General features: G+C 39.7%; 13 protein-coding genes and 1 riboswitch. Of the genes, 1 reads left to right on the top strand and 12 read right to left on the bottom strand.

Annotated elements, in window-relative coordinates; translation table 11 throughout:
* Positions 1-40: 40 nt before the first annotated feature.
* The 9 genes from LG336_RS14195 to LG336_RS14235 all read right to left on the bottom strand — a co-directional run bounded on the left by LG336_RS14195 (position 41) and on the right by LG336_RS14235 (position 6,955).
* Positions 41-1,390, bottom strand: a complete 1,350-nt coding sequence (locus LG336_RS14195) for an amino acid permease (RefSeq protein ID WP_404328163.1) — start codon at positions 1,388-1,390, stop codon at positions 41-43.
* A gap of 150 nt (positions 1,391-1,540) precedes the next feature.
* Positions 1,541-1,619: riboswitch (glycine riboswitch) on the bottom strand.
* 139 nt (positions 1,620-1,758) lie between these two features.
* Entirely contained in the window at positions 1,759-2,163 is a 405-nt protein-coding gene (locus LG336_RS14200; RefSeq protein WP_404328164.1) for a DUF6944 family repetitive protein, read from the bottom strand.
* Between the two features lie 22 nt (positions 2,164-2,185).
* A complete protein-coding gene (locus LG336_RS14205) occupies positions 2,186-2,320 on the bottom strand; it encodes a hypothetical protein (protein ID WP_404328165.1) in 135 nt (44 codons plus the stop codon).
* Positions 2,321-2,427: 107 nt separating this feature from the next.
* Positions 2,428-3,402, bottom strand: a complete 975-nt coding sequence (locus tag LG336_RS14210) for a hypothetical protein (protein ID WP_404328166.1) — start codon at positions 3,400-3,402, stop codon at positions 2,428-2,430.
* A 134-nt stretch (positions 3,403-3,536) separates the two neighbouring features.
* Positions 3,537-4,469 carry a D-2-hydroxyacid dehydrogenase gene (locus tag LG336_RS14215; protein WP_404328167.1) on the bottom strand — a complete coding sequence of 311 codons (933 nt, stop codon included), beginning with the start codon at positions 4,467-4,469 and terminating at the stop codon, positions 3,537-3,539.
* Between the two features lie 323 nt (positions 4,470-4,792).
* Positions 4,793-4,933: a hypothetical protein gene (locus tag LG336_RS14220; RefSeq protein WP_404328168.1), complete on the bottom strand. Its 141-nt coding sequence runs from the start codon at positions 4,931-4,933 to the stop codon at positions 4,793-4,795.
* A 31-nt stretch (positions 4,934-4,964) separates the two neighbouring features.
* Positions 4,965-5,135, bottom strand: a complete 171-nt coding sequence (locus LG336_RS14225; RefSeq protein WP_404328169.1) for a hypothetical protein — start codon at positions 5,133-5,135, stop codon at positions 4,965-4,967.
* Between the two features lie 290 nt (positions 5,136-5,425).
* Positions 5,426-5,509 (bottom strand): putative holin-like toxin, encoded by an 84-nt coding sequence (locus LG336_RS14230; protein ID WP_404333166.1) that lies wholly within the window; start codon positions 5,507-5,509, stop codon positions 5,426-5,428.
* A 144-nt stretch (positions 5,510-5,653) separates the two neighbouring features.
* A complete protein-coding gene (locus LG336_RS14235) occupies positions 5,654-6,955 on the bottom strand; it encodes a D-serine ammonia-lyase (protein WP_404333167.1) in 1,302 nt (433 codons plus the stop codon).
* 269 nt (positions 6,956-7,224) lie between these two features.
* Between LG336_RS14235 and LG336_RS14240 the strand changes: the two genes are divergently transcribed.
* The gene (locus tag LG336_RS14240) at positions 7,225-7,722 is read left to right on the top strand and encodes a YhcN/YlaJ family sporulation lipoprotein (protein WP_404328170.1); all 498 of its coding nucleotides are present in this window, start codon (positions 7,225-7,227) and stop codon (positions 7,720-7,722) included.
* 104 nt (positions 7,723-7,826) lie between these two features.
* On the opposite strand, the gene LG336_RS14245 is transcribed toward LG336_RS14240, so the two are convergent.
* The 3 genes from LG336_RS14245 to LG336_RS14255 form a co-directional block, all read right to left on the bottom strand.
* Positions 7,827-8,114: a hypothetical protein gene (locus tag LG336_RS14245; RefSeq protein ID WP_404328171.1), complete on the bottom strand. Its 288-nt coding sequence runs from the start codon at positions 8,112-8,114 to the stop codon at positions 7,827-7,829.
* Positions 8,115-8,310: 196 nt separating this feature from the next.
* On the bottom strand, positions 8,311-9,567 hold the full coding sequence (ltrA, locus tag LG336_RS14250) for a group II intron reverse transcriptase/maturase (RefSeq protein ID WP_404333086.1): 1,257 nt from the start codon (positions 9,565-9,567) through the stop codon (positions 8,311-8,313).
* Positions 9,568-10,173: 606 nt separating this feature from the next.
* Positions 10,174-12,732, bottom strand: a complete 2,559-nt coding sequence (locus LG336_RS14255) for a PEP/pyruvate-binding domain-containing protein (RefSeq protein ID WP_404328172.1) — start codon at positions 12,730-12,732, stop codon at positions 10,174-10,176.
* Between the last annotated feature and the right edge of the window lie 124 nt (positions 12,733-12,856).

Below are 12,856 nucleotides of genomic sequence, written 5' to 3' on the forward strand. Positions count from 1 at the left end.
TAATAAATGGGGCCATCCAATTCTGGATGGCCCCATTTATTTAAACTCCGTTTTTCTTCTTTCTAAATCCGTATAAAATAAATAACAGAATAAACCATAATGGTGTCATGAACAAGGCGATGCGTGTTGCTTCTGCAAATAGCATGATGATTAATATAGCGGCAAAGAGGGCAAGGACCACATAATTAATAAACGGTGTGAGCGGTGCTTTAAACGTTGATTTCGCTCTTAAATCCGGTCGTGTTTTTTGATAGCGAATATGCGAAATTAAAATGATACTCCACACCCAAATAAAACAAATGGCACTAATTGTCGTCACAATACTGAAAGCTTGTTCTGGAATCAGCTTGCTTAATAATGCCCCGATCGAAACAACAATCGCAGATGTAATCAATGCATTGCTCGGGACGTGATTTTTGCTTAATTTTGCAAAGGCTGCTGGACCCTGATTATGACTGCTTAAATTATATAAAATTCGACTTGTTGAAAACATTCCACTGTTACCAGCTGAAGCTGCAGAAGTTAATACGACAAAATTTATGATTCCTGCTGCAACTGGAATGCCTACTAAACTAAAAACTTGTACAAACGGACTGCTCGTTGCAGTCAGTTGTTCCCATGGATTAATACTTAAAATAATAAAAAGAGCTCCCACATAGAAAAATAGAATTCTGAGTGGAATTTTATTAATAGCCGATGGGATACTTTTTTGCGGATTAGCGGTTTCCGCTGCCGACACCCCTACTAACTCGACACCGACAAAGGCAAAGACAACCATTTGGAAGGCAAGTAAGAATCCAGCAATTCCATTCGGAAAAAGACCTCCGTACCCCCATAGATTGCTAATTGAAACTACACCCGCATCGGTTTTAAATCCGATGATAAGCAAAACAATGCCGATTACGATTAAGGCTAGAATCGTGATGACTTTAATCATTGCAAACCAAAATTCTAACTCACCAAAAAGCTTAACGGTTAATAAATTCAATCCTAGTAAAATAACCAAAATGAGGATGGCTGGAATCCATTGAGGGACCTCAAACCAATATTGAACATAAACGCCAACCGCAATAATATCGGCCATTGCGGTCATAATCCAGCAAAACCAATAGGTCCAGCCGGTCACATAGCCCGCCCACGGCCCGATATAATCAGCCGCAAAATCATTGAAAGATTGATAGCCTGCATTGGATAAAAGCAATTCTCCTAATGCTCTCATTACGAAAAACAAGGCAATCCCAACGATCAAATAAGCTAAAATAATTGAAGGTCCTGCGAGTTGGATCGCTTTCCCAGAACCCAAAAACAATCCTGTTCCAATCGTTCCACCAATCGCAATCAATTGGACATGTCGATTTTTCAGCTCCCTTTTTAGCTCTTTTTGTGCCATTTTTCCATTCCTCCATTCTAATTTATCGCGAATAATCCTTGTGATAAATTGAACAATCTGGAAAGAACAATAAAAAAAGAGGTTGGATTTTTTTCCAACCTCAAGTAAACAAGAATAACAATAAACAAATACATAAATAGTTGTAGTTGTTGTTACTCTTCTGTCCTTTTGCCTGAGATTGTGAACCCTTCGGCGCCGCAATATTTGCGATCTCTCCAGAAGCCGCTCCTGCTATAGTTTGACCCACAGCATTCATAGCTAGCTCTAATTAAATTATTTTGCGATAAAGTAAAATCTATCAGGAATCTATTAATCCGTCAAGAAATAAAGTCTAGAATCTTTTGGCTTTTTCATTTTATCCCTTAAGTTCAATCCGCTTTCTCATCCTGAAGCAATTCCTTTGTAACTGTAACGGCAAAAAAGTTGGAACCTAGTGCTTGAATACTTGAACCAATCAAGGCTAGAAGTCTTGCTTCTGTACGATTGGCTAATTCATAGTTACCTGCGATTGCCTCGATACCTGCGCCTAATGATTGTAAGCCGTTGGCAACAGCATAAACATCCTCTCCTCTTAAGTACTCGCCAAACGAGACAAAGAATGCGCCCATCGCTTGTAGGGAGTCACCCAAGATTTCCAGTCGAATATTGTCGTCATTCTCTCCTTGGACTTGTCTTAAATAGGCCGCATATGAACTTGTCGCAGCGCCAGTACCGTCTATCCAACTGCCCGTAAAGATAATCGGAGTTTCTTCTGTTGTAGTACCAACTATCATGGTTCCAAGTGCTTGTAGCCCCTCACCGATGGCTACAAGTTGAATTATATTCGTCTAATCCAACAAAGGCCCTCATTTCGCTATAAGCGGAGAGAATCGTACCAACAGCGTCGGTCCACGCCCCAATCAGTACCTTGAAGTCATCCACACTGTCCATTCTTAGCACCTCTAGAGATAAATGGCTTTTATTAATTTACTCAAAAAGAGCTAAAATTGTGAACGAAACTACTAATTCAGTACTATAATTGCAATTGCTTTCTATCATCAACTAGAGGAGCAGCCACTTCCGCAGTTTGAACAGGAGGAGCCACCGCCATCTACGTGACCATCACCATGACCATCTCCGGAGCGATTAGTGGAAGCAGTACCACAGAAAACAGCAGTAGAGCAACCGCTTGTATCTTTTACCGCCCGGGCAAAAGAATATACTTTTGCGTATTCCCAATATTCATCAAAATAATAATAGGAGAAGAAAACCATGGTTAGTGATAAAGAAGTCATATCCCCATATGTTTGTTGTTTTGTAAATAACCCTTTCTTATCAACCATATAGATGTTTTCCGCTTCAGTGAGTTGTTTTTTCATGCGATGCACTAAATATTCTACAAGCTCTTTGTTATCATCATTTTGACGGAAATAGTTATTTATTAATTCTTCTTTACTACTTTTCTTAAACTCTTTTAAACTCTCATGAGAAACTGGGTGTTGAAAGAAGCTCCCCCAAGTCTTCCAACTAAATTCGGTAATTTGAAACAACTGAGCAAAAACCCAATCAAAAAACGCACGATCTTGTGGTGCTGGTTCTGGATTTGTGTTCGGGATGTGGTGAAGCATTTCTCCTAGAAATTCTTCTGAAAATGCATGATATTCCTCTGTAAAAAGAATCATCTCATGCCAAATTTCATCCACTTCTTTACTAAACATTGGCGCTTTTTTTAATAAGTTCGCGACGATGAAATACCGCTTTAACTCAAATAGCAACCATTCAAACTCATCCTCGCTCTTAGTAGGGTTTTCCTGAAGGAATCGCTGCTTTACTTTTCGAATATATTCATCGTTTAATGCTGTATTTAAATGAAGAAGCAAAGATTGTATGGGGACAAAATTAACAGTCCCAAGATGGTCTGGGATCTTCTCCTTTGTAAGTTTTAGATTTGGGTGATTTTTTCTGCTCATAGAGGTAACTGTTGCAGCTAAGCCCACCAACAATAAAACTCCTACAATGATACTAATAGTCATTCTACTCCCCCTATCGAACAGGATGTTTTCTTTTTTGGTAATATCATACATTAATATACGGCATGATCTAATGAGTTTTTTTAACTGAAGCAGATTTCCATTAATATATTAAAGGGGAGGCAAGGGGCCACTCCTTAATACCCTCTTTTTGCGTCGACTTTATTGAACAAGGGTTTATCTGCTTCGATGTTTCTCAATGTATCAATAAAACATTCTACTCCCTCACGAGCTGTTGTAACGGCTGAAATATGTGGGGTGATGATGACATTTGGGTGCGCCCAAAGTGGGTTGTCTTCCGGAAGTGGTTCTTCGGCGAAAACATCAAGGACAGCAAAGTTTAGATTATTTCTATTAATAGCATCCAATAGCGCTTTTTCATTAAGAGATGCCCCACGGCCAACATTGATAAACCCTCTTGCGGATAAGCGGCTAAAGACCTTTCCACCAAACAGTTCGAATGTTTGTTCTGTTAATGGCAAAGTATTGATTATGTAATCCATTTCAGTTAACTTTTTGTAATGAGCTTCAAGCGTCATGACTTGTTTAAAGCCTTCTTTCGCTTTGCCACTTAAAGATACTCCATGGACCTCAACACCGAAACCTGAAAAGATTTTAGCAGTGGTTTGCCCAATCTCACCAGTTCCATAAATCATCACTTTTTGCTCATTCAATAATCCTGGAGTCATTGGCTGCCATTTTTTCTGTTGTTTAAGTGTATGGAATTGGCCATGAGCTTGTAGGTCCTTTAATACATAGCTAAGACAATACTCAGCAATTCTTTGTCCAAAGGAACAAACGGTTCTCGTTAGACAAACATTCTCAGGCCACTCCTTTTTGTATAAAAAGCGATCCACACCTGCTCCCAGTGAATGGACCCATTGTAACTGACGATAATCAAACTGTCCTTTCATGTTAAAAGAAACAAAAGCATCAGCCCAGTCAAGATCAGCTTGGGTAAATTCTTCATCTGATAAGTACCGAAAGCTTTTCTTTATTCCTTTTTCTTCGATGATTCGTTTAATTTCCTCATGCATCGGACTTGCAATCACAATATGTTGTATGTCCACTGTTCCTCACCTCATTCATTTCTCTTCTTTTCATCTTATCAAAAATAAGGGGAAAGGTGGGCTCCGTAGCAAATAACAAAGGCTGGTTTCGTAAAGATTGTTGTTAAAATTGTAAAAATCTTAAAGCCGATTTTTACTACCTAAAGCCGATTTTAACGCAAGATAAGCTATTTGGTACGTGATAAGAAGTTTGCGCGCTCTTTTCTCATTAATAAAAGGGTACTTTGAAGGGAAACAAAGCTTAATTCAACCGAATTTGTATCCAAGAGCAACAAAGTTTGAGAAAAGAGCCATAACAAAAAACAGCCAAGAAATCTTGGCTGTTATCGGTTCCGCCCTTTTTGAGGCACATTATCATTAGGGGAATCCCCTGTTCCATTTTTACTTTTGCTATTCGGTGTTCCATAAATTTGGTTATCTTTTGTTACCTTGGCACCTTCTAAGAAATTATCCTTTGTTTTCATTGAGTTTCATCTCCTTTATTTTCAATAAGAACTATCTTATTCGACCCGTAATTCCATCATCCCCAATAATCGTTTCGCCAATTTTCGGCTTAGCTGCTAGTTTCTCTTTCTTTGTATTCTTTTCAAAACCTGCTTCAGTAGTAGCGGTAGACATTAACGGTTGTTCGACTGTACCTGATGTGCTCTGATCTTTATTAGACATTCTTTTCCCCCCTTCACTCCTCCCTATTATCTGTAATGATGAGAATAGCTATTCTTTTATACTGAACCTGTTTTAAGTGTTTCGATTATCTTTTTGGAATAGGATAATCATTAGATTTCCTTGTTTTCTCCCACGATTATTGGGTATAATATAGACATCAATAACATAAATAAAAAAAAGACCGCCGGTGCTGGTAACACCGAACGGTCCATGCAATAGACGGCTCCCCTTTAGGGGATCAGCTGTTAAGACGGAATAATCCACCTTGTGCTGTCATACTCAAGGGTGGATTATTTTTTATTGGTAAAAGACAGAATTGCAACGATCAAGCTTGCAAATGCTAACGCAAACATCAACGCCTCAAATACCGTCACAGCATCACCCCCTTTCGTTAGGGGTTATTGCTGACCACCCTTGAGAAACCTATCCTATTGCCGGTTTATTATATCATAATTGACAGAACGTATGCTCTAAAAATTCAAAAAACATGAAGAAAGTACTAGTAACGCTAGACAATGCTATTTAAATGATTCATTTTGATAGAATTGTTTTCCTTTCATTATAAAGTCATCCCTCATTTGCTCAGGCACAAGGCTGCCGCCAGTTCCCCATACAAGGTGTATGGCATTGGGGTTTTTCTGGCTATGCTTAATTGGTCCTTTCATGCCTGATAATGCGGACGGTTCAAGAAATATCCCCTCTGATTTTTCAAGTAAATATAATAACGATAACAATTCATCATCGGTGATTGTGTAAACTCCACTTAGTAGGTTCTCCATGATTTCCCCGACAAAAGCAGACGCGCGGCCTACAGCCAAACCATCGGCTTCGGTTTTATTATCCAGCCCGATATCTTGAACAGAAATGTGATTATGTAGGTTAGTCATGAGCCCTAACAACATACACGGTGAATGTGTTGGCTCGGCAAAAAAGCAGTGAACATGCTCTCCAAAAACAGTTTTCAGCCCAAAAGCAACTCCACCAGGTCCTCCGCCAACCCCGCAAGGTAAATAAACATATAAAGGTTGTTCGGAAGACACTTTAAGCCCGCGTTTTTCTAATTGTTCCTGAACTTCATGTACAGCCCCTGCATAACCAGCAAATAATAACGGAGATTGTTCATCATCGACAAAATAGGAATTTGCGGCTTGGTCGCTTTCATTTCTAGCCTTCTCAACGGCCTGAGAATAATCGGAAGGATGTTCAACCACTTTTACGCCATTTTTGCGTAGTAAGTTCTTCTTCCATTCCTTCGCATCAGCAGACATATGTACGGCGACACGATATCCAAGTGCTGAACCAATCATCCCGATACTCAACCCTAAATTTCCGGTTGAGCCAACTGAAATCGTATACTGACTCAAAATTTTTCTAGCCTTTTCAGTTAATAGAATCCGATAATCATCGTTTATAGTTGAAATAAGTCCGGTTTTAATAGCAAGATTTTCCGTAAAAGCTAACACTTCATGAAAGCCCCCACGTGCCTTAATGGACCCAGCCACCGGTAGAAGGTCATCTCTTTTCAATAACAATTTGCCATTTATTTTGGACTGATAAAACATTTCAAGTTCCTTTTTCATCGAAGGAACTTCTGTTATAGGCGATACAATTCCATCTTCCATTTCAGGAAATAAAGTCCTGAGAACAGGTTCAAAGCGCTGTAGACGCTCCTTAGCGTCGGTGATGATCTCCGGTCCAACCCCTTTAATCGGAAATGTCACGGTTCGCAGGTAATCTGGGTTTTCCCAGAAAACAGGTATGTTCTCTTTCATCTCTTTTACTAGCGGGTAGCGTTGTTCTAAGCTTTCTAGATTTTCCACTGGTTCTTTCCCCACAAATAGAGCCTCCTACATTCAGTATTGGACCGCAATTAAGTCCTAACATTTGTTCATAACATATGTACTATTAAAACAATCCTTTGCTATTTAATCCTAATAGAATTCGACCAACGCGGCAAACATTTCGACAAAAGCGATGTAGAAAATACTCCCCTTCTATTAAAACCCATACAATATTTTTAAAAAATTTATACATAAAGTAAGTGATTCGGGGGAATATTATCGCTGAGTAAAAATTTAGGAGGGTATAAATGGTATTTGTAAAAAGAATTTCCATTCTGTTTTTAGTCGTTAGTTTTGTATCTGGTTGTGCGATGGGGGGAAATCAGGCCCAAGATGATAATGACAATCGTGGTGCTGAGATTCAGAATGTTGATGACCACAATTACAATGTAGGGAATGAAAACGATCAATCAAGGATGCAAGTAGCAGACAAAGCCCAATCCAAGATTGAAGACATGGAAGAAATTCGACATGCAACTGTTATCGTAGCAAATCGAAATGCCTATGTAGCTGTGGTTCAGGATAATGAAGAAAAAGGAGATTTAAGACGAGAGCTTGAGAATAAAATCTCTGACAAAGTAAAGGAAGAAGACAACGATATTCGAAACGTCTTTGTATCAAGCAACCCTGACTTTGTCGATCGTATGGGCGATTACGGTGACAAAATTGAAAATGGACAGCCAGTTCAAGGATTATTTGAGGAATTTTCAGAAATGGTACAAAGGGTCTTCCCGAACGCTCGCTAGTTTTTTTAGCAAACCATTATAGCATTCGCTACTTTCTTAAGAATAAAGAAAGAAGGGTCCCAAAAGATAACTTTTGGGACCTTCTTCGTCGGCTTTCAAATTTATTAATCCTCTGCAGGATTCGGATCCATTTCATCGTTTCCGTCGTTGTCTGGATCTTCGAATGGTTCTTCTACATTTTCCTCGATGCCTTCCATATTTTCTTCGGCATCGTTATTCTCACCGATATCATCTCTGCTATCTTCGGCATCGTGTAATGGGTCATTCTCAAATGGTGCTTCTTCTTGATTTTCATCTACTGGTGGCGATGGATCGTCATTCGCTCCACAACCTGCAACCATAACAGCAGACAACATGATACTCGCTAATAATAAAAACCACTTTTTGTTCATGGTCATGCTCCTTTCTAATTTTTATTGAGGATACTTATCTTTTATTTATCTTTACCGCTGCATAAAATAATATGTAAGATTTCCAAAGTTTTTAAAAAGTACCATGTATGCTTTTCAATATAATCGAGTAGGAGGGGGTGACTAACCCCCGACCTCTCACACCACCGTACGTACCGTTCGGTATACGGCGGTTCACTTAGGTATGACGTAAGTAATTGTATCTATTTACTAGACTTTTCAGCTTATGTTTTCGCCAAAATTCTAAATTAAGCGTTGTGTTTAAAATAGGACTATTAGAAATGCGCCAGTATTTCTTACGTGAATTTCCCCATTCAAAGGCTTTTTCTTTTGGAACTCCTAAAGAAATGAGCCTTTTTACTTTGGTTTTAGGTAGTTTCCATTGTTTCCACAGGCACATCCGAAGTCTTCTTCGAATTGTTTCATCTAGTTGTTTAAAGGGAGTTGGCGTATCGGCCAACGCAAAATATCCGCACCAACCTACAAGGTATTCATTTAATTTCTCAATGCGTAATTCTATTGAGATGGATTTCGACCTTGATGTCAGTTCTTTTATTTTATTTTTAGCTCTCTTTATACTCTCTTTTGCGATACGGATTTTAGGATTCCGGTGTGATGTGAAGCTAAATCCAAGAAACTTTCGTTTCCACGGTCGTTCTACTGCACTTTTCCCCTCATTCACTTTTAGCTTGAGTTTCTTCTCAATGAAGGCAGTTATAGAGCTTTTAACACGTAAACCTGCTTTCTTGGTTTTAACGTAGATATTACAGTCATCTGCGTAACGGACAAATTTATGTCCCCTTCTCTCTAGTTCCTTGTCGAGTTCATCTAGCATAATATTGGACAATAGTGGACTAAGTGGTCCACCTTGAGGAACTCCTTCTTCACTGATAATCTCCACTCCGTTTATCATAATTCCCGATTCTAAGTATTTTCTAATTAACTTTAGAAGCGTCTTATCTTTAACTCTTTTCGCCAAGAGTCCCATAAGCATATCGTGATTTACTTTGTCGAAGAACTTTTCTAAATCCATATCTATTACCCATCTATAGCCCTCTTCTATATATGTCCTTGCTTTCCTAACAGCGTCATGTGCTCTTCTTCTAGGTCTGAACCCGTAGCTATTTTCGGAAAAGGATGGGTCATAGATTGGGGTTAATATTTGGGCTATCGCTTGTTGAATCAAACGATCTGTCACGGTAGGAATTCCTAATAAACGTATGCCGCCATTCGGTTTCGGGATTTCGACACGTCTGACTGGCATAGGCTCATAAGTTCCAGTCTCTATTGAATTTCGGATTTCTTGCCAGTTTTGTAGAAGATGCGCTCGTAGGGATTTTACAGGCATTTCATCTACACCGTGGCTACCCTTATTCTTTTCGACTCGTTTTAATGCCGAAAGTAGATTTTCCCGCGACAGTAGTCGTTCCATCATTCCGATACAATCCTTTCTCGTGAATATACGTTCTGATTGTGCCACTGCTTATTCCACCCTCTTAAAGTCCCCAGTGGAATTCACCACGTCCTCCTTCAAGTAAGTCCATTAATGGATTGTCTGTATCATCATAACCAGTGAACGCCTAGTGTATATTCTTCCTAAATGTTCAGTCCTTCCTTAACTATCTATAGCTAGTCAAGTACTATGACCTCTGCTGACTTCTGACTGCTCAGCTACTCTTCTCAGAGTAGTTTACCGAGTGTGCTCGGCTTTCCAGCCAGACCTCCCCAGGTAAGAGTACAGTCTTTCCCTCCATCTATCTGCTCCATTTACTCTGTATCACCTTCGGCAGAAAGGACTTTGTTTTGTTTAGCAAACTCATCCAATGATACCTAGCCTTATATGAAGTTCGTGTTCCTCAGACCGGAGGTTTGCCGCTCGCTTCCTTCAGATTCCGCGTCACCACGGACACCCTTGCGTTAAGCTACTGCTACTTCTGCCTTCACAGTTCGGGACTTGCACCCTATAGACTGGACCCATGCTGGGCGCACTAAAAAAAGGATACCTAAAAGGTATCCTTAAACCTCTATCTTAATTGATGAGCTATCTACATAATAGATTTTGAGTTACGATATCTGAAAAGACCTCCATCCCATTGGTCTGGGTAATATGGATGGTTTGTGCGAATTTTTCATGATCAGGCAAGATGGATGACAAGCAATTCTCCTTCTGCAGGATTTTTTCAGGATGGTAAACCACATCCTTCTCGCCATCATAAATTGCAATATAAAAAATTCCTGTTTCTACTAGGTCCTGAAAAAAATGACTTCCATAGGAAAGCTCGGGCATTAGTCCTCCGTCATTTGAAGCTACCTCGCAAATGACGGACATATTGGCTAGCTCGGTAAAGTGGACAGGTACCCCTAAGGAAGGCGTCGTGGTTCCCCATCTCCCTGGTCCCATTAACATGACGTTTTTCCCTTTTAATGCTAAATTAATCTTCCCAATTGCTCTCGCAACCGCATATTTGCCTTGTTCACTTTGTTTAATATACGCTTGCGGGTCAACCAGCACGACATAATCAATCGGTAAGTGAACATTTCCGCCCATAAAATTTCCTTTTTGTGAAAAGAAGCAATCATTCTTATTCATTAGTTTTGGCATTTCAACAGGTTTCCCTAACCCCCTTGTTTGCAAGGGGCGACATTGCAGGAGGTTGATTTTAAAAGGATGATTCTCTTTAAAATTACCAGTAAACTCAATGTCGACAGGGTATTCATATACAGAGGATAATCTCGCTAGCATGTCTTTCATCAGACTGGCGAACTCAGTTTCTTTAAGCAGTAGTTGAAAATCTAGAATATAGGGAACATTTAAATGGGTAAACCTTAGCTCCCTCATTCTCATTAGCGTTTCTTCGTCTACTTTTGCGAAGAGATGTTTATCTACGCCTAAATCATGTAACAGAATGTCATCCGCTCTTCTTGTTCGATGCTTATTATTCGAAAGGGAAAGCACATCTACATAGTGTTGGGAAAATTTCTTTTCGTCATCTATCGCCATTAGTGGTCGGCGTAAAGGGTCATCCAAAGAGATAATTTTGGCATAATCCTCGACCGTGCGATCTACTGCACGTGTTCCTAAGCCAAACACAAGCCGAAGCATTCCTGCATCCATGTCGATGTTTTTGTCCCAGACATAAAGATTCGAGGAATTCCCAACCCCTGCGATATGCGGGAAGAAAGATTCTCCGTAATGATCTCCAGAAACGCGTTGAATCAGAATCGCCATTTGTTCATCCTTTTCAAACAGGCCCCTATTCATCCGGTAAGTTAAGGCATCTTCGTTCATTGTACTAGCATACACAGTTCGGATTGCCTGAACAAAGGCTTCATACCGTTCTTCAGGAGTTCCTTGGTTGGCGCAAAACACACTTTCGTATTTCCCAGCAAACGCATTGCCAAAATTATCTTCTAGTAGAGAACTAGAACGAACGATGATGGGTGATTGCCCGAAATACTCAAGAACTTGCACAAACTGCTCTTTGATTTTATCGGGGAACTTTCCATTTAAAAGTTTTTCTTTTAACTCTGAAGCATATTGATAATAGCCCTCTGCTGTTTTTTGTTTGACGCGGAGTTTCCACCAGCCATTTTGGACAATGTAGGTATAAAAAACATCAGAACCTAGATAAAAAGAGTCATGCGGTTCAAGAAAAGGCTGAAACCGGTTTGATTCATCTTCTTCTAGTATCTTTCTAGCCAGCAGCATTCCGACACTCTTTCCGCCAATAAAGCCGGTTCCAATTTCCCTCGATGCAATAGTTAAAATATCATGTAATGTAAAATATTGATAACATAACTCAGACATTCTTGATTCATTGCCAATCAACAGAGAGATTAACAATCTTTTTGTTTGATTCTGCTGCTCAACGTCTAGGTTGAGTGCCTTTCTTGCATTTGCAAAAACGACATTCCAGTAATCCAAACGTTCCTCCCCACGGTTAATGCTTGAGAACAGCTCGGCGATTTCAGAACTTGCACTTATGCAGATTGCTTCCGATCCCTTAATGAGGTGCGGAAAAAACATGGTTGGCGAATATCTTTCTGATGCCTTTAACGGATGGATATACATTTTTTCGTTTACTTCATATAAATCTAGTAACAGCTGTGTTGTTTCACGGATCCCCGCGATCGTACTGTATGTATGAGCGTTGCGCATAATTGCAAAATAAGCAATTGTATCCAATTCATATAAAAACGGGCAAGATACCTTAAAAAAGTTCCCAATCATCAAATCTGAGTACCAAGATTCCAACAAGTCTGTTAAACAATCAAACACGTAAAAGGTTTTCTTGCCTTCTTGTTCAATGATATGATGCACCTCCGAGGCAAAGCTTTCAAAGCCCTTCGTTGCATCAACCTCATAAACTTTTATTCCAGAGTCATCGTTAAGAATCGGGTTGTGGTTTCCAAAGCGAATATACACCAGCTTTCGTTTGTCCTGCTTCGCCTGTTCCACATAAGGAGTTACCACTTTCAAATAATCTTGAACAGAATCAACCTGCCAAACCACATTATCCCCAAGGCGAAGCATATCAATCGCCTGATCAAACCCCGCCAACCCCGTACTCACTTTATCGAGTATCGTAATCGCAATCATCCCCTTTCCCTACAAATCTTTTATTTTTATAAAATTATAACATTTCAGAGGTCAAGGGGGAATGATAGTCAAGGAACAGAAAAAGCAACCCTTTAATTAGGATCTGCTAGTTCAACTAATTTAA

It is taken from the genome of Mesobacillus maritimus, from assembly GCF_044803185.1.
GTDB classification, from domain to species: Bacteria; Bacillota; Bacilli; order Bacillales; family Cytobacillaceae; genus Mesobacillus_B; species Mesobacillus_B maritimus_B.